Origin of the sequence: Hymenobacter sp., assembly GCF_031398885.1 — a bacterium.
GTDB lineage: Bacteria > Bacteroidota > Bacteroidia > Cytophagales > Hymenobacteraceae > Hymenobacter.
Window position 1 is genome coordinate 33,793 of sequence record NZ_JANNOD010000041.1, and the last position, 18,019, is coordinate 51,811.

The 18,019-nt window shown below is 64.4% G+C and carries 12 protein-coding genes, 1 tRNA gene and 1 pseudogene; 9 read left to right on the plus strand and 5 right to left on the minus strand.

Annotated features, from left to right (window positions below; all coding sequences use genetic code 11):
- Window positions 1-197: 197 nt before the first annotated feature.
- Together RMO51_RS07310 and RMO51_RS07315 are read left to right on the plus strand one after the other, a co-directional pair.
- Window positions 198-1,976, plus strand: coding sequence for an OmpA family protein (locus tag RMO51_RS07310; protein ID WP_310393384.1), 1,779 nt, complete (start codon window positions 198-200; stop codon window positions 1,974-1,976).
- A gap of 150 nt (window positions 1,977-2,126) precedes the next feature.
- Entirely contained in the window at window positions 2,127-2,297 is a 171-nt protein-coding gene (locus RMO51_RS07315; RefSeq protein WP_310393386.1) for a hypothetical protein, read from the plus strand.
- Here the strand turns inward: RMO51_RS07315 and RMO51_RS07320 are convergent.
- On the minus strand, window positions 2,272-3,033 hold the full coding sequence (locus RMO51_RS07320; RefSeq protein WP_310393388.1) for a hypothetical protein: 762 nt from the start codon (window positions 3,031-3,033) through the stop codon (window positions 2,272-2,274). The genes RMO51_RS07315 and RMO51_RS07320 overlap by 26 nt on opposite strands.
- Before the next feature lie 109 nt (window positions 3,034-3,142).
- On the opposite strand from RMO51_RS07320, the pseudogene RMO51_RS07325 reads away from it, so the two are divergent.
- The 5 genes and pseudogenes from RMO51_RS07325 to RMO51_RS07345 form a co-directional block, all read left to right on the plus strand.
- A pseudogene (locus tag RMO51_RS07325) lies at window positions 3,143-4,066 on the plus strand (sigma-54-dependent transcriptional regulator); the annotation flags it as partial.
- A gap of 180 nt (window positions 4,067-4,246) precedes the next feature.
- Window positions 4,247-4,510 carry a helix-turn-helix domain-containing protein gene (locus RMO51_RS07330; RefSeq protein WP_310393448.1) on the plus strand — a complete coding sequence of 88 codons (264 nt, stop codon included), beginning with the start codon at window positions 4,247-4,249 and terminating at the stop codon, window positions 4,508-4,510.
- An 87-nt stretch (window positions 4,511-4,597) separates the two neighbouring features.
- Complete coding sequence (locus tag RMO51_RS07335) at window positions 4,598-5,992, plus strand: ATP-binding protein (protein WP_310393392.1); 1,395 nt, start codon at window positions 4,598-4,600, stop codon at window positions 5,990-5,992.
- Between the two features lie 293 nt (window positions 5,993-6,285).
- Window positions 6,286-6,984 carry a hypothetical protein gene (locus RMO51_RS07340; RefSeq protein WP_310393394.1) on the plus strand — a complete coding sequence of 233 codons (699 nt, stop codon included), beginning with the start codon at window positions 6,286-6,288 and terminating at the stop codon, window positions 6,982-6,984.
- Between the two features lie 571 nt (window positions 6,985-7,555).
- Window positions 7,556-10,876, plus strand: a complete 3,321-nt coding sequence (locus RMO51_RS07345) for an AsmA-like C-terminal region-containing protein (protein ID WP_310393396.1) — start codon at window positions 7,556-7,558, stop codon at window positions 10,874-10,876.
- 330 nt (window positions 10,877-11,206) lie between these two features.
- Here the strand turns inward: RMO51_RS07345 and tssD are convergent, their stop codons facing one another.
- From tssD to dinB, 3 genes are all read right to left on the minus strand, one after another.
- Window positions 11,207-11,599 (minus strand): type VI secretion system tube protein TssD, encoded by a 393-nt coding sequence (tssD, locus tag RMO51_RS07350; RefSeq protein ID WP_310393398.1) that lies wholly within the window; start codon window positions 11,597-11,599, stop codon window positions 11,207-11,209.
- Window positions 11,600-11,768: 169 nt separating this feature from the next.
- Window positions 11,769-13,904 (minus strand): carboxy terminal-processing peptidase, encoded by a 2,136-nt coding sequence (locus tag RMO51_RS07355; protein WP_310393400.1) that lies wholly within the window; start codon window positions 13,902-13,904, stop codon window positions 11,769-11,771.
- Between the two features lie 288 nt (window positions 13,905-14,192).
- Entirely contained in the window at window positions 14,193-15,272 is a 1,080-nt protein-coding gene (gene dinB, locus RMO51_RS07360) for a DNA polymerase IV (RefSeq protein ID WP_310393402.1), read from the minus strand.
- 206 nt (window positions 15,273-15,478) lie between these two features.
- On the opposite strand from dinB, the gene RMO51_RS07365 reads away from it, so the two are divergent.
- Window positions 15,479-15,554, plus strand: a tRNA-Asp gene (locus tag RMO51_RS07365).
- Here RMO51_RS07365 and RMO51_RS07370 read toward each other — a convergent pair.
- Entirely contained in the window at window positions 15,549-16,262 is a 714-nt protein-coding gene (locus RMO51_RS07370) for a sce7726 family protein (protein WP_310393404.1), read from the minus strand. The genes RMO51_RS07365 and RMO51_RS07370 overlap by 6 nt on opposite strands.
- Window positions 16,263-16,797: 535 nt before the next feature.
- On the opposite strand from RMO51_RS07370, the gene RMO51_RS07375 reads away from it, so the two are divergent.
- The gene (locus RMO51_RS07375) at window positions 16,798-17,856 is read left to right on the plus strand and encodes an OmpA family protein (protein WP_310393406.1); all 1,059 of its coding nucleotides are present in this window, start codon (window positions 16,798-16,800) and stop codon (window positions 17,854-17,856) included.
- Window positions 17,857-18,019 lie beyond the last annotated feature (163 nt).

Genomic DNA, 18,019 nt, shown 5'->3' on the forward strand with positions numbered 1-18,019 from the left:
GAGCGCAGCCGAGACATCTCGCGTGCAGCAGTAATCAAAAACTCCCTCCGACTGCAGTAGGGCCCCAGCGAGAGGCCTCGGCGGCGCTCGGCATGACGAACGGGAAGGCAGTCACCCGCCGCTAATTGCCCCCACCAAAACCGAAAAACTCTTGCGCCCGCCGCCGGGCGCTCCACCCCTTTCTTGCCTATAAAACCATGACAACTCGCGGTAAAATTTTAATCGGCCTGCTCATCGTAACGGCCCTGTACTTCGGCATCAACAAGCTAATTTCCAGCGGCGCCGTGTTCAAAAAAGCCGATACGCAGTCGGTGCTGCTCAACTCCATTGAGCTGCCCGCCGCTACCGGCGGCAACCGGGCCACCGCCGTGGCCCCGCTGGCGGCGCTGCCCGGCACGGCGCCGGCCGACAAAGGCACGCCGGTGGTGTGGGAGGTGATGGCCTGGAACAGCCAGATGGCCGGCATGTTGGCCAACGGCGGGCCCCGCACCACCATGGGCTCAGCCCTGGCCGCCAACGGCCTCGACCTGCAGATAGTGCGGCAGGACGACGTGGCCAAAATGCAAGCCGACTTGGTGAAAAATGCCCTCGACCTGCAAAGCAACCCCGCCGCGCCGGGCTTGATTGTAAGCATCATGGGCGACGGGCTGCCCGGCTTCTCGGCCGTGCAGGCGCAGCTCCAGAAAGTCGGTACCCAGCTGCAAATCATTCCTTACAGCATGGGCAAGAGCTTCGGCGAGGACAAGCTCATGGGCCCCAAAGAATGGCTCGACAACCCCAAGCTGGCCCTGGGCAAGACCGTGGCCTGCTACCTGCGCGACGGCGACCAGAACATCGCCCTGAAGTGGTGCGCCGACAACGGCCTCAAGGTCAACCCCGACGAGACGACCTACGACCCCGAGGCCGTCAACTTCATGGCGGCCTCCGATTTTCTGGTCGCCGCCGAAAAGTACATCCTCGGCAAGCCGGAGAGCCGCACCAAGGTGGTGAACGGCAAGAACACGGGCGTGAAAGTGGAGGTGCCCGCCGACGCCGTGGCCACCTGGACGCCCGGCGACGTGAACATCGCCCAGCAGCGCGGCGGCCTCGTCACCATCGTCTCCACCAAAGAGTATTCCAATCAAATGCCCAACATCATGGTGACGACCAAGCGCTGGTACGATGCCCACCCCAAAGAGGTGCTGGGCCTGATGACCGGCCTGGCCGTGGCCGGCGACCAGGTGAAAGCCCACCCCGAAGCCCTGGCCCGCGCCGCCGGCATTTCGGCCCAAGTGTACGGCGACCAGGACAAGCCCGGCGCCTACTGGCTGAAGTACTACAAGGGCGTGAGCGAGGCCGACCGCAACGGCGACGTGGTGGAGCTCGGCGGCAGCAAAGCCTTCAACTTCAGCGACAACCTGAGCTTATTCGGCCTTGATGAGGGCGGCACCAACATCTACGCGGCCGTGTACAAGACCTTCGGCGACGTGCAGAGCAAGCTCTACCCCAAGGAGCTGCCCTCCTACGTGCCCCTGAACGACATGCTGGACCTCACGCCCCTGAAAAAGCTGCAGCAGCAGTACAAAGGCAAGCCCGTGGCCCCGGCCGACAAACAGCAATTCGCCGCCGGCGACGAAATCCGCCGCAGCGTGAGCAAGCGCGCCTGGAACATCGAGTTTACCAGCGGCAAGAGCACCTTCACCCCCGCCGCTCAGCGCCAGCTCAGCCAGCTGTTTGACGACCTGGTGGTGGCCGGCAACCTGAAGGTGGCCGTGCACGGCCACACCGACAACACAGGCGACCCGCAGGCCAACCAGCAGCTCTCCGAAGACCGCGCCATGGCCGTAGAGCAATGGCTCGAAGCCAAGAGCCGCAGCGCCTTCCCCGAGGGCCGCGTGCAGGTGTACGCCCACGGCCCCACCGAGCCCGTGGCCAGCAACGCCACGCCGGACGGCAAAGCCCGGAACCGCCGCGTGGAGGTGGTGCTGGGAAACTAAGGCGTGACCTCACGAGACCCCTCCGGGGCACGGCCCCCTCTCCCGCGGAGAGGGGGAGCCTAACAAAGTTCTTAAGCAAAATTCTATTAATGACGCGCCGCTGTGTCTCCCCCTCTCCGCGGGAGAGGGGGCCGGGGGGTGAGGTGACGTTTGAGCTATGAGCACGACGCGGCCGGGGACCTCGTGCCGGGCGCCACCATCAGCCCCCAGCACCAATTCAACCTGGCCAAAATGTGCCTCGCCTGGCACGAAAACGTCGAAGCCGAACCCGAGTTCGCCCAGTTCGTGAAGCACATCACGGATGAGATTCGGGGGAGTTAGTTGCCGATTGAGTTCGCAATTCAACCACCTCTCCATTTGGTATTCGACCAATTAATGTTCGTGCAAATTCACTCGTAAATGTGAGCTCATTAAGTTTTTCAAACCCATCATAATAAGAGGACGGGCTGCCAGTTTCAAGCAATAACAACCACACTTCATCACATCCACCTAAGTAGCCTTGTATATTCTTGGTCTTACGATTTATAATATTCTGAATGACTTCAATTGGCGCGTCAGGAACCATAAATGACGTGATGGGTGACCAACAAGGAACTGTAAGTTTGTTTGAAAAGGAGATGCCAATGCTTCTAATGTGGCTGTGGCTCAATCTGTCCTTGCGAATAGAGAAGTGAGGTTTATACTGCGCAAATTCTTTTACTTCGGAAATAGAGCTGGTAACAATATCTGTTACAAAAGATGCGACTTGCTGACGATTTATCTTTTGCCAGTTAGCTGATTCAGAAAAAGATACTGAAACATGAAGCGGCATTTGGCACCGCTTTTCAAATTGCTTTTGTGCCTCGTTTAAAATTTTATCTTGGTCCCCCTCGCGTCTGCTAATTTCCCCGTTCGCGATTAGAGCAGTTGTTTCAATACCTATTTTTCTACCGTCAACGTCAACTATCGCATCAGGTAACGGCGGCGCTGGTTGCGACACAGCGTACAGCCGATTCTCTACTAGTGCGGGCAAGAATCTTTCCAGCAAATACAACTCTCGGCTCTGTTTATCGGGCATAAGGCTTGAAAGATAATAAGAATCCTTCGCTGGTAAGCCGATACTTTTAGGTGCTGAAGCCCCCCAATAGCATTTCAAGATTCAGCGCTCGAAACTTAACTATTCCCTAATGCCCACCGGTACCCTGCTCATCATCGACGACGAGGCGCGCTTGCGCCAGCTGCTGGCGCAGGTGCTCACGCTGGAAGGCTACACCGTGCTGCAAGCCCCCAACGCTGCTCAGGGCCTGGAGCTGCTGCGCCAGCACGCCAACGATGTGCTGCTCGTGCTTTCCGACGTGAAGCTGCCCGACGCCAACGGCGTGGACCTGCTGCCCCGCTTCAAAGCCGCCGCGCCCGATGCCGAAGTGGTGCTGCTCACCGCCTTCGGCACCATCCCCGATGGCGTGAAGGCCATGAAGCTCGGCGCCTTCGACTACCTCACCAAGGGCGACTTTGAGCAGCAGCTGGTGGTGGTGGTGGACCGCGCCGCCGAAAAAGCCCGCTTGCGCCAGCGCGTGACCGAGCTGGAGCGCCGCGTGGGCCAGCAGTACCGCTTCGAGTCCATGATTGGCGACTCCGTGGAGCTGAAGCGGGTGCAGAAGCTGGCCCAGCAGGTGGCGCCCACCGACAGCACGGTGCTGCTGGAAGGGCCTACCGGCAGCGGTAAGGAGCTGTTTGCCCAGGCCATTCACCAGGCCAGCGGGCGCCGGGGCAAGGCCTTCGTGGCCGTCAATTGCAGCGCCTTCCCCAAAGATTTGCTGGAGTCGGAGCTGTTCGGCTACAAGAAAGGCGCCTTCACGGGGGCGCTCACCGACAAGAAGGGCCTGCTGGAAGAAGCCCACGGCGGCACGCTGTTCCTGGACGAAATCGGGGAGCTGGAGCTGAACGTGCAGGCCAAGTTCCTGCGGGTGCTCGAAAGCCAATCCTTCACCAAGCTCGGCGACACCAAGCCCACCTAGGTGAACGTGCGCCTGGTGGCCGCCACCAACCGCAACCTCCGGCACGAAGCCGACGAAGGCCGCTTCCGCCCCGATTTGTACTACCGCCTCTCGGTGTTCGTCATCCTCGTGCCCTCGCTCAAAGACCGGCCCGCCGACGTGCCGCCCCTGGCCCAGCACTTCCTGCAGTACTTCGCCGCCCGCCTCAGCAAGCGCCTCCCCGGCCTGGAACCCGAGTGCCTGGCCCTGCTGCAGCGCTACCCCTGGCCCGGCAATGTGCGCGAGCTGAAGAACGTGCTGGAACGCGCCGCCATCTTGGCACCAGCCGGCGAGCTGCTGGCAGCTGATTTTTTGCCGGATGAATTTCACGCCCTGGGCCGCCCCGCCAAGCCCGGCGCGGATGCGGCCGACGAGAGCCTGCGGGCGCTGGAGGCCCGCCACATCGCCAAGCTGATGGGCGAGCTGGAAGGCAACAAGCCCGAGGTAGCCAAGCGGCTGGGCATTGGGCTGACCACGCTCTACCGCAAGCTGCAGGAATACGGGCTGGAGAATCAGTGAGCAGTTATCAGTGACCAGTGAGCAGTTCTCCATTCCGGGAAGCTGCCACATTTCGAAAACATTAAAGAGCAACTGATAACTGAAATCATGTCTCTCAAACTCAAAATTCGCCTCAGCGTCTTCCTGCTGCTGTTGCTGCTGCTGGGGCTGGGCGGCTACGCTTTTTTCGCCATTCACTACCTCGAGCACGGCGCGCACGGCATCGAGCAGGCTGATTTTGACATGGCGCGTTCGGCAGTGCTCGTGTTTCTGGCCGCCGGCACGGTGGTGGGCATCACCATGATGGTGCGCCTGCCGCGCATTGTGGTGCGCCCCCTGCGCCGCCTCACCGTCGACATGGAACGGGTGGCCGGCCCCGGTCCCGCCACCCGCGTGGCCGTGGGCCGGCGCGACGAAGTGGGCAGCGTGGCCGCCGCCGTGAACCGCGTGCTGAGCCAGGCCCAGGACGAGCGCCGCGCCACCCTGGCCACGCTCATCACCGAGCGCAACCGCATGGACAGCTTGGTCAGAAGCTTGGACGAAGGCCTGCTGCTGCTGGACGAGCACGGCGCCATCGTGCTGGCCAACCCCGTGGCCTGCGACCTGCTGGGGCTGCCGGCCGAGGAGCTGCTCGGGCGCCCGGCCGCCGATGTGGCCCGCGCCAGCGCGGCCCTGCGCGACCTGCTGGTGCCGCTGGCGGCGCACAACCTGGCCGGCGATGCGGAGCCCGACCCCGTTTTCACCTTCCCGCACCGGGGCGAGGCGCCGCACTACCAGCTCAGCATCAGCCCCATCGATGCCCTGAACCAACCCGGCGGCACTGCACCAGCCGGCGGCCACATTTTCTGCCTGCGCAACGTGTCGGACTTCAAGAAGCTCGACGAGGTGAAGTCGGCCTTCCTGGCCACGATTTCGCACGAGCTGAAAACGCCGCTGGCCAGCATCAAGCTCAGCCTGATGCTGCTGCAGGACGAGCGCACGCCCGCCGCCGAGCGCCAGCGCCTGGCCACCGGCATTGGCGAGGAAACCCAGCGCCTGCTCAACATGGTGGGCCAGCTCATCGACGTGGCCCGCCTCGACGCGGGCGCCGGCATCCGGCTCAACGTGCAGCCGCTGAAGCTGGCCGAGGTCATCCACTACGCCACCCAAACCATGCGTCCCCAGCTCGACGACAAGCGGCTACAGTTGAATTTACACGTGTCCGACGCCTTGCCCGAGGTGCAGGGCGACGTGGAAAAAACCACCTGGGTGCTCATCAACCTGCTCTCCAACGCCATCCGCTACTCACCGGCGGCGGCGCCCCTCGTCATCCGGGCGGTGCAGTGGGGCGAAATGGTGCGCGTGAGCGTGGAAGACTGCGGGCCCGGCATCGCCCCGGAGCACCACCAGCGCATTTTCCAGCGCTTTGCCGGCGTGCCGGGCCGCGCCGCGCCGGGCGGCAGCTCGGGGCTGGGGCTGAGCATTGCGCGGGAGTTCATCGGCGCGCAGGGGGGCCTGCTGTAGGTGGAAAGCCAGCCCGACGCGGGCAGCCGCTTTATGTTTACGCTGCCCGTGGCAGGCTGACCAAGCGCCCATCCAAATGGGCGATTAGCACAAAATTGGTATTAAGATTTTGGCAGTAGTATTGAATTGGTCTGTTTTTACAGCGTGAGCGGGCGGCTTTGGCATCAGCAGGAAATGCCCAATAAAAGGGCGCGGTTCCGGCGGTTTGGCGGCTTGGCGCGTAAAGCCGGGCGCAGCTACCCGATTCTGGGGCTGCAGTTTTGTCGTTACAGCTCCATTAAACTACTATCCCCATGCACGCATTCACCGTCGAGCGCCTGTCCTTTGCTTCTTTAACCGAGCTGCCCCATTCGTGGCAGAACCAGGACTACCGGGCTCTACTCCAGTTGATGAATTATGACAACCCGGACGAAATCAAGGAAGCCGAGCTGAAGGACATGTGCCTGATGTCGTTCACCGACTTGGAGCCCCGCGAGGCGGCCGAAGTCGTGTTGGGCTACTTGTTTCCCGAGCAACTGAACGCGGGTCAAATCGAAAACCTGGCCCACCAGATGCTCACCGAGAAGCTTTGGGAAGAAAACCCGGAGCTGCCGCTGCACAAGGGGTTTTACCAAACCACCGAACTGCTGCACACGGCCTACAACGGCACGTTTCCGCGGGCGCAAGCGGTGCAGTTCCGGGTGAAGTGCACGGCCGCCAACCCGGACGATTTGGCCATTTTTGCGGATGCGCCTGCCGCGCCGCTCGTCCGGCTGCTGGCCCAGGGGCTGCCGGACAACGCGCTGATAAACCGGCTTTTTACCGAGCAGCTGGCCGGGCCCAGGTTCGACGAAGCCCAGCACATGCTCTGGGGATTAACGACCGTCAGCACCGCGACTGACGCGGTGGTGTTTGACGTGGTGAGCTCCGCCTACTGGCTGGAAGATTTTAAATACGCCGACGTGTACGAAGCCACCACCCACGCCGACGCCGTGGTTGCGCCGGAAGAATAAGGCCGCCCGCGCACCAGCTCGCCCGAGACCGCGCTTTTTTTCGTACGTGGGCTGCTGAGGCTCAACAGTGCGCGGCGGACTTGCGCGGCTCCCCGGTGCCTGCTACCTGCGGCTTTGCCTCAAGCTTAAGCAAGTTCTTCGGACCTTTCACGGAGAAGTTGTTTAGGAAGTTGAAAGAACGTCCTGATGAGCGGGTCGTTCCAGGTTTAAGAAGCTGTCTAAGTCAATAGAAATGGTCATGCAGCGCGCAGCGCAGCATCTCGCCCGCTTCGTTCACACGGCCCCGACGAAGCGAGCGAGATGCTGCGCTGCGCGCTCTGCATGACGTTCAACAAATACATTTTGACTAACTCAAACAGCTTCTTAGAACCCACCCGAAAAATAAATTGAACGCCCTGCTGAGCTTGCCGCAGTATTTTTCGGATAGGTTATAAGTCAGCCGACTTCTTAAATAGCTTCGGATTTAAAAGTTGAGGAGTAAAGGTTAAATTTCCACCTACCTCAGTTTTACCTTTTAGCTCTCCGCTTTTTTACCCTGCCCCAGCGCGCCCATTGACCCTGAAACTGCTCTATGAAGTCCTTTCCCCTGCGGCGAATCCTGGTTGCGGTGCTGCTGCTGGGCGTGCTGGGGCTGGGGGCGGCCGCGTGGTGGCTGGGCAGTGCTTACGGCCAGCGGCAGGTGGCCCAGCTCGTGCGCCGGGCCCTGACCCACGACTCGGAGCTGGTGCTGGCGCCGTTTGCCGTGGAGTTGTCGCCGTGGCGCGATTTTCCGCACCTCACGGCCTCCATTCAGCACGTTGCCCTCACCGACACTTCCTACCGCCAGCGCGTGCCCGTGCTGCGCGTGGGCCGCGCCGACTTGCGCGTGGCCCTGCGCAGCCTGCTGCGCGGCCGGGTCCAGGTCACGCGCCTCGTCGTCACCGACGTCGACTTCCGGGAGCGAACCGACTCGCTGGGCCGCAGCTGGGGCCTGCGCGGCAAGCGCCGCAAGGGCACCGGCACCGCGCCCGCCCTGAACCTGGAGCTGGAGGAGCTGCTCGTGAACAACTTCCGCATGAGCGCGCACAATGCGTACTCGCGCAGCGCGTTCGGGGCCCGCGTGCGGGCGGCCAGGCTCCGGGCGCGGCTCCGGGGCGGGGAGCTGCGCGTGGCCGGCACCCTGGACGGGGAGCTGAGCTACCTGCGCACGCGGGCGGGCAGCCTGTTTGAGCGGGAACCGGTGCGGGCGCGGGTGCACTATTCGTACCTCTTCGGCAAGCGCCAGGGGCGGCTCTGGGGCACCCGCGCCACCCTCAACGGCGACACCATCCGGGTGAGCGGCACCCACACCGTGGACGCCAGCCAGCCCCGGGGCACGCGGCTGGACCTGCGGTTTGTGGGCAACCAGCCGCTGACCAAGGTGCTGCGCGCCGCCCTGCCCCCGCGCCTGGAGCCCTTCCTCGACGGCGCCACCAGCCCCAGCCGGGCCCACATCCACTACACCATCACGGGGCTGAGCGGGCCCAAAGTCAGCCCCCGCAACGTGCTCACGTTCGGGCTGCGCGGGGCCCGCCTGCAGTGGCCCGCCGCCGCCCGCCGCATCAACCGCTGGGACCTGCAGGGCACCTACGACAACGGTCCGGCGCACAACGTGAAGTCGACGGTGCTGACCCTGACCCGCTGCCGCGTCTACTCCCCGGCAGGCCAGTTGGACGTGGCCCTGACGCTGCGCGACTTCGCCCGGCCTTACGTGGACGGCCGTTTTCGGGGGCGCACGGAATTGCCCAACCTGGCCACCGTGGTGGCGCCGGGCCGGTGGCGCGTGCGCCACGGCATTGCCGACGTGGACGTGCGGCTGCGGGGCCTGCTCAAGCCCATGGCCAGCCGCGCCAATCCCCTCCCGCCGTTCCAAAGCCTGTCGGCGCGCGGCACGGTGACCCTGCGCGATGCCTCGTTCGTGATGCCCGCGCGCGAGGCCGACATGTCGGAGCTGAACGTGCGGCTGGGCTTGCAAGACAGCCTGTTGACCCTTTCCAACGCCTCGGGGGTGCTGGACGGTATGCGGTTCCGAGCCTCGGCCCGCACCACGCATTTGTTTGACTACCTCACCGGCCAGCACGCCACCACGCGCATCAGCGGCGCGTTCGCGGTGGACGAGCTGCGCGTGGCCCGCCTGCGCGCCCTCCTGCAGCCGGTGCCGCGCACCGCCGGGCCGGGCTTCTCGCCCGCCAGCCTGCCCAAGCCCGCCCCGGCCCGCCGCGACCGCGCCCAGCTGGCCGCCACGCTGGGCAGCGAGCTTATTCCGCCGGGCCTGCTGCTAGACGTGGGCCTGCGCTGCAAACGGCTGCTGCTGGCCACCGACACCCTCAGCGACCTGGCCGTGACCGTGCGGCACGACGGCCGGCGGGTGCAGCTGCTCGACCTGGCCGGGGGCGTGTGGGGCGGCGCCGTGCGCGGCAGCGTGGCCTGGCCCACCGACCCCGCCAACCGGGTGGCGCCGGTGCAGTACCAACTGGGCGTGCGCTTTGCCACCCTCGATTACCGGCAATTCCTGGCCCGCCTCACCGAGCCGGAGCCCCGGGCCGCGCGCCGGGCCAAAGCCAAGGGCGCGGCCAGCCCTGCCCTGCGCGATTTGCTGCTAACCGCGAATGGCCAGGTGAACATCGACATTGACCGCGTGCTGCTGCCCGACGCCGAAACCCTGGACCAGGTGAGCCTGCGCCTGGAAAAAGCGGGCTCCGTGCTGCACCTGCCCTACCTGCGCTTCCGCACGCCGGAGGGCGGCCAGGGCGAGGCCACGGCCACGGTGCAAGTGGAGAACCTGCGCTTTGTGGCCGGCGCGGCCGACGTGACCCTGCGCTACGCCACCCTCGACGTGCAGCGCCTGCTGGCCCTGATTGCCAGCCTGACCCCGCCGCCCGACTCCGTGCCCACGGCCCGCACCCAGGCCCGGGTCGCGCGCCGGGCCACCCGCCGCGCCCTGCGGCAGCAGGCGCCCCAAAACACGTCGGTGCTGGCCCAGGGCGGGCTGCGCGCGGTGCTGCGCGTGGAGGCCGACCAGGTCCGCTACGCCGCCATTCGGGGCAGCCGGCTCCGGCTCGTGTCGCACCTGCGCGACGGCGAAGCGCGGCTCGACAACTGCACGCTGGACGCGCTGCAGGGCCGCATCAGCCTGCGCGGGCGGATGCTGAGTACCGCCGACCGCGGCCACCACCCCGCCCAGGCCCAGGTGCAGCTCGACGACATTCAGCTGCCGGCACTGTTTGCCACGGCTACCGCCATGGGCCTGCGCGTGCTGGGCAGCGACAACATCCGCGGCACGCTGCGCGGGGTGGCCGACCTGCGCACCGACCTCGACGCGGCCTTCCTCCCCAAGCTGGGGCGAACCACGGGCTTTCTGCAAACGGAGGTGCGCAACCTGGAGCTGCTGAACGTGGACGCCCTGATGGAGGCCCTCCGGTTTATGAAAGCCAAACGCACCAGCCACTTGTACTTCGAGCCCGTGCGCAGCGAATTCGTGCTCACGCAGGGCGAGCTGCTCATCCCCGACCTGCGGCTGAACAGCAACCTGAGCAACCTGGCAATCAGCGGCCGCTACGGCCTGGATGGCCCCAGCAATTTATTTATCGGCCTGAAGCCCTGGCAGGCCCTGTTCGGCAACAACGCCAAGCGCATCGAGCGCATTCAGAACGGCGAGCCCGTGAGCACCGGCAAAGGCGGCCTCACCTACCTCAACCTGCGCCGCAACGCGCCCGGCGAGCGGTATAAAGTGCGCCTGTTTCAGCAAGCGGAGCAGCGCGCCGAGCAGGCCAGCCTGCGCGAGCAGTGCCGCGCGCTACAGCTCGCCCAGCGCCCGGACACTACCGCGCGCGTGCTGGCCCCCGCCCGCGCCGGGCTTCCCACAACCCGGTGAGCCGCTCACGCAACCGCCTGCTTGCTGTTGTCCGAGGACAAAAAACCGACTCTGCAAACGCGGAAGCGGCTTTTTTTAATGGAAGCTTTTTAGGAATGAGCTGGTGGCAGCGCTGGCGCGCGTCTGCAATGCAAACGCGCGCCAGCGGAATTTCTAAATAGGTTCGTGGATAAAAGATTAGTGGTTGATGATTACTTATCGTCCGTTAACCGTTGACCGCTACTTATTTGAGCTACGCGACTTTACGGGCGGCTAGGATTCCAGTGGGGAGCTTGGCGCGGGCGGCCAGCGCGGCTTTGGTCGCGGCTGTCACGGCCGCGACCAGCAACGCTACCGGCGCCCCGTGGTCCCGAGCGGCCGGGGCCAGCCGTCGGGGTCCACCAGGGTCACAAAGGCCAGGTAGGAACCGTCGGCGGCGTTGCCCGCTTCAAACTTTTCGTCGTACGCCACGCAGTAGGCCGCCGGCAGGCGCAGGGTTTCGCGCACGCCGCACTGGTCGGGGTCGCGAAACAACACGTGCGCTTCCAGACGCTTGGTGGGGTGGTGGGCCCAGCCTTCGAAGAAGTGGTTATCGGGCGGGTGCAACACCAGTTGCACGGCGTGCTTGCGCACTTTCTCGGTGGGCCGCCCGCGGGTGTCGGTAGCCTGGGTGGCGTGGTAGGTGCAGTGGCGCAGCGGAAACACGTGGCCAGCCACGTGCAGCTCGGCGGCGAAGGAAGCCATGGCAGAAGGGATTGGAAGGGCTGAGCGGCAAGAAATCCAATATTTCTGCTTTCAGCTACCAAATGCTTTTCACCCGGAAGCCCCGGGCCGAATTAGCTGAGCTTTTTCGGTGCCAAGTTCAATAAACCAGCCAGGTAACAAGCCCCCGCGAATCCGGGCGCGGTGCCGGCTATTGTAGTCCGTCGTTCATCACGGCCACTGCTTCGGCCAGGGCGGCGTCCCGGCGCAAAGGCTTCAGGAAGCGGGCGCTCCGCTTGGCAGCGGCCGAGTCGGCGCTGGCGCTGCGGGCATCGGCGGCCAGGGCGGCTACTTCGAGCACGGCCAGGGCGTTTTGGGCGGCGGTTTGCTGCTTGTTGGCAACGCGGGCCTGCTCCTGCGCGGTGCGGTAGGCGGCCAGGTTCAGCGACAAGCTGGTCTGGTTGCGGCGCACGGTGGCGCGCTGGGCGGCGTCCTTGATGAGGCGGAAGCCGGGGCTGGTGGCCACCCGGGCGGCGCTGGCGGCCCGCAGCTTGTCGAGGGCCGGCAAGGTGTTGGTGGGCTGGTACGCGACGGGCGCAATCTCGTCCCACTGCAGCGGGTATTCCGACTCCTGCTCGCCTTTGGCGTGGGAAGTAAGGACATCGGGCAGGGCAATGTCGGGCACCACGCCCTTGAACTGGGTCGAGCCACCGTTCACGCGGTAGAACTTCTGGATGGTGAGCTTGAGCGAGCCCAGCGGCTTGAGGGCCTTCGCTTCCGGCGACACGGCGTTGTCCAGGTCAAACACCTGCTGCACCGTGCCCTTGCCGTAGGTGGTGCTGCCCATCACGATGCCGCGGCGGTAGTCCTGCATGGCGGCGGCCAGAATCTCGGAGGCCGAGGCGCTGTACTTGTTCACCAGCACCACCAGCGGGCCGGCGTACTGCACCGCGGGGTCCTCGTCGGGCAGGGCTTCGGCCCGGCCGCGGCCGGCTTTTACCTGCACCATGGGGCCGCTGGGCACGAAGAGGCCGCCCATGTCCACGGCGTCGCGCAGCGAGCCGCCACCGTTGGAGCGCAGGTCGAGCACCACGCCGGCCACGTTTTCCTGGCGCAGCTTGGCCAGCTCGGCCTTCACGTCGGCGGCGCTGCTCCGGCCGCCCTTGCCGCCAAAGTCGGCGTAGAAGCCGGGCAGGTGAATGTAGCCGAACGTGCGCCCGCCCTGCTTCACCAGGGCCGACTGGGCGTAGGTTTCGGCAATCACCACCACGTCGCGGACGATGGGAATGACCAGCGTGGCGCCGTCGGGCTTGCGCACGGTCAGGCGCACCTCGGTGCCCTTGGGCCCCCGGATGAGCTTCACGGCCTTGTCGAAGCGCATGCCCTCCACGCTCACCGGCTCGGCGGCGCCCTGGGCCACGCGCAGGATGATGTCGCCCACCTTGAGCTCGCCCTGCCGGAACGAGGCCGAGCCGGCCACGATGTCCGTCACCTTGAGGTGGCCTTCGTCCTCCTGGAGCTGCGCGCCCGTGCCCTCCAGCCGGCCCGACATGGCAATGTCGAAATTGTCGCGCACGATGGGCGCGAAGTATTCGGTGTGCGGGTCGTAGGTGTTGGCAATGACGTTGGCAAACTCAGCCAGCCGGTCATTCACGTCGGCCTGGCGCTGGTCGGCGAAGGCTTCGTCGTAGTACTTCAGTACCCGCTTGCGGGCTTCGGCCTCCAGCTCCGCGGCCGTCCGCGGCCGGTCCGAAGTAGTAGCCGGCGAGGCGCCCACGGCGGTTGCGGCCAGGGGCTTGTCTTTTTTGCGGGCTTCCTCGTCCATCAGCTCCGAGAGCTGGGCCAGGACCTGGTACTTCAGCAGCTTGCGCCACTGCTCACGCTGCGCGGCGGCGTCGGCCGCGTAGGTGGCCTTGGCGGCGTCCGTTTCCCAGGTTTCCAGCGCCGTGAAGTCGAACGGTTGGGCCAGCAGCTGGCGGTACAGGGCCTGAATTTCGACGATGCGCTTGCTCAGCAGCTGGCTGCTCACGTCCAGAAACTCGTGGGTGCCGCCCTTGAGTTGGTCGTCAATGGTGGTTTGGAACTGCCGGAGCTGCGCCACTTCGGGCGCCAGCAGCAGTTGCTTGTTGCCGTCGATGCGCTTGAGGTAGAGGTCAAACACGCGCCGCGAGAACTGGTCGTCCAGCTTCTCGGGCTGGTAATGGAGCTGGGTCAGCCCCTGCAGCATCACCCCGAGCACCACTTGGTCGCGCGGCGGCGGGCCCTGGGCCAGCGAATACGAAGCCAGCCCCAGCACGGCCAGCACGGCAGTGGAATACAAACCCAGCTTAAATCGGGAAGTGCGCATGCGAAACAGAATAATCAGGGTAATAACGAAAGAAAAATCCGGCGGCATTCCCGGCCGGGCCCGGCCGCCCAGCCCAACGCGTGGCTCGCCCGCACCGCACCCGGGACGCCTCCCAAAGTCAAAAAGTCCCCAACAAGGTTGCCGGCAATAAAATTGCCCCACGCCGGGTACGTAAGAATTCCCTCCGCGGCTTGCCCACGCCCGCCGTGCGCCCACGGAAGGTACGCCCCTCCGGCCGTACCGGTGCGCGTAAAGGGCCAGCAGCGCCAAATCGGTTCTAACCGTTTCCTACAAGTCCAGGGCCAGTTGCTGGCCCGCCTCGGGCTGGCCCTGGCTCAGGTTGGAAAGGGTCAGCCCTAGCAGCCGGACCCCCTGGGCCAGTGGAAAAAGCGCCTCAATCAGCTCGCAGCCGATGCGGTGCATTGCGGCCAGGCTCGGCACCGGCCCTGCCCCGCTGCGGCTGCGCGTGATTTGCTGGAAGTCGGCAAACTTCACCTTCACGGTCACGGTGCGGCCCCGGGTGCCGGTGCGCTGGCAGTAGTCCCAGACCTCGGCAATGGCGGGCTGCAAGCCCGCCAGCAAGTCCGGCAACAGCACCAAATCCTGCGCAAACGTGGTTTCCGAGCCCACCGACTTGCGCAGGCGGTCGGCCACCACGGGGCGGTGGTCCTGGGCGCGGGCAATGGCGTGGTAGTAGTGCCCGGCCTTGCCAAATTGCTGCTGCAAAAACTCGGCGGTCTGCTCCCGCAAGTCGGCCCCGCTGAAAATGCCCAGCCGGTTCATCTTGGCCGCCGTCACCGGGCCCACGCCGTGAAACTGGCCCACCGCCAGCCCCGCCACAAACGCCAGCCCCTGCGCGGGCCGCACCACGAACTGCCCGTTGGGCTTGCGAAAGTCCGAAGCCAGCTTGGCCAAAAACTTGTTGTATGAAATGCCCGCCGACGCCGTCAGGTTGGTTTCGGCAAAAATTTTGGCCCGAATCTCGTGCGCAATCTGGGTGGCCGAAGCTATTGCTTTCAGGTTGTGGGTCACGTCGAGGTAGGCCTCGTCCAACGACACCGGTTCAATCAGGGGCGTGTACTCGGCAAAGATGGCCCGTATCTGCCGCGACGCCTCTTTGTACACCGCAAAGCGCGGCGGCACAAACACCAATTCCGGGCATTTGCGCAGCGCCGTGGCCGACGGCATGGCCGACCGCACCCCAAACGCCCGGGCCTCGTAGCTGGCCGCCGCCACTACGCCCCGCTCCCGCGCGCCGCCCACGGCCACCGGCCGGCCGCGCAGCTCGGGGTGGTCGCGCTGCTCCACCGATGCATAAAATGCATCCATGTCCAAGTGGATGATTTTGCGAACGCTGCCTTCACTCACTATCTTTACTATTTATTCTAACAAAGATAATTTACCGCTTAGGAAGCAATAAATCTTCGTTTCCAGCGCAATAAGGAAGTTTGTCTTTTCAATAATATTATTTTCAGGCCCGTAAATGCCGTGTGAAGAGAATGTTAACACAAACATAATCTTATTAAATAGTTTTTTATTGCTAAATGCTCGCCTTACATTTGACCTAACAACCTTGTGGGGTGGCGGAACTGGCAGACGCGCTAGCCTATCTCGCTAGTAAAATTAGAGGTTCGAGTCCTCTCTCTACAGCAACAGCCCCGGCCGCATTTGCGCCGGGGCTTTTTGCGTCTTAGCCGGTCGGTTGGTTGCTTCCGCAGCCGGAGGCTTTGCCGGCGAGGCCGTACCCGGTAAGGCCCTTCGCTTTTGAGTTGGCTTCGATTTGCGGGGCGGCCGCCGGGCCCGCTCGGCTTTGCGCTCGGCCCGCCCCAAGAGGCGCTCCGGCAGCCGGGCCACCAGCCGGTGGCGCACGTACTGCGCCAGGCTGGCCAGGGGCACCAACTGCGTGGTGCGCAGAAACTGGCCGATTTCCCGGCTCCGCAGGGTGCTCACGCCGGTGAGGCCCCGCGCCATGAGGAACTGCTTCACATCTTCGAGCAGCAGCAAGCGAGCCAGGGGCGCGCGCTCGACGGTGGCATTGTAGCCCGCCGCGCGGTGGGCCCGCAGGCCTTCGGCCGACGCCACCAGCACGCCCACCCAGTCCGGCAGCAGAGGCAGCAGCTTGGGCAAGTGCTTCTCGGTCACCGCGAAGGTCACGAAGTCGTAGACTTCGCCGTAGCAGCGCAACTGGTTGGCCACCCGCTGCAGGGTGTCGCGGTCGCCTTTCACCTCGTAGCCGTGCATGAACCCGGGCGTGATGTGCACCACATCGGCGCGCGTGGTGCCCGTGGGCAACTCATCAACGTACACCCCGCCCGTGAGCAGCGGGTACAGCAGAGCGCGGATGTCAGAGTCGTTCATGGGAGTTCAAAATTAGGCTCATTTGTGGCAGCGCTCCACTCCGGTGCCTGGCCTGCCAGCGGCGCCGGCTGCCCCCGCGTAGCGACCATTGTACCTCGTGGCGCGGCTCGTTCAATCTCTATTTAAGGAGAGTTGTGGGGAGCTAGGCAAAACATTTTTTGGGATTTTCATCCGGCAGTCATATTAAATTATAAATACAGGCATATGTATTGTTAGTCAGGATGATGTTAGAAATCATGGTTGAGACAATTCAGCGTTTCAAGTAATTTATTGTCCAGCTTACGCCTTCGTTTCACCTCCAAAGTACGGGTAGCATAATTTTTATTATTGTTATGTTATGAAAAATTTGCATCTATGCGGCTTCTAAATGGGTGATACCGGCTTAGCCGAAGTGAGCGTACCACTTTTCTTGGTCCATCAGCTTCCCTGGTTTTGCCAGTCGGCGGCTTCTGCCCTCGCGGCTGCTTTGCCCGTCACCCATACCCGGCGGCCAGCAAACCGCCGGTAGTTATTCGTCCACTAACCGCCTTCGTCCATGAAAAATGACCTGGTAGAAACGGTAAATTTTTGCTTTACCGACAACATCATCAGCCAGTTAAGCATTTTAGTCAACGAAACCGAGCCGAAGGTAGAGCGGGTGCTGCACAAGTCGGTGCCGCTCGTCATCGACGAGCTGCTGGGCCAGGCCGCGCGGGGCGCGGCGCCCGCCACCCTGCTCAACCTGGCCCGCGAGGCCAATGCGGCCAACGCCTTGGCCCACCTGACCAATGCCACGGACACGAGCTGGCACGCGCGGGGGGCCAATCTGCTGCCGGACCTGCTGGGCGACAACTACCGCAGCACGGTGAACCGGGTGGCCGTGGCGGCCGGCGTGCGGCCCACCACCAGCAGCACCCTGCTGCGGGTGGCCGCCACGGCGGTGCTAGGCGTGCTGGGCAAGCTGGCCGCGGAAAAGGACCTGACGCCCCCCGAGTTCGTTCCCTGGCTGCAGGCGCAGAAAGATGCCATTGCCCGGGCCATGCTGCCGGTGCCGCGGGCCGCCGCCGGCCCGCATGGCCCGGGCCCCAGCCCCGCGCTGGCGGGCCACGAAATGGTGCGGCGGCCCACCACCGGGCTGCCGCGGGCGCCCGTTCAGATGGCGCCCCCGCGCGACGAGCCGGGCGGCTTGCCCCCGGGCGCGCCGCAAACCGGGCACTTTCTGTTCCGCTGGCAATGGGCCGCCGCGCAGGTCGATTCGGTGAATCAGACCAAGGGCTGGATAAATTTTGACCGCGTCAACTTCGACCCCGGCCAGGCCACGCTCACGCCCGAGTCGGTGGCGCAGCTTCGCAACACCGCCGGCGGCCTTCGCACGTTTTCCACGGCGGTGGTCAAAATCGGCGGCTACACCGACAGCACCGGTCCGGCCCGGCAAAACCTTCAGTTGAGCGAAGAGCAGGCCCGGTCGGCCATAATGGCGCTGGCCAGCCTGGGGGTCAGCCTCGAACGCTTGCAGGCCAAAGGCTACGGCCCCCGGTACTTCGTGGCGCCCAACTCGACGCCGGCCAACCGCTCCCTCAACCGCCGCGTGAGCATTCGCGTCCTCAAAAAATAACCACGAATGAACGAATGACTGAGCGCTGCTCAGGTGCAAGAACAGCCGTTTGAGCTAACGAAGCCACTATTTGGGAAGTCGTTCAAGACCTCTCAGCCCGTTCTGCTTCGACAGGCTCGGCAGGACGGGCTGGCGAATTGCTAAGTTGTCAGGCAGTAGTTAT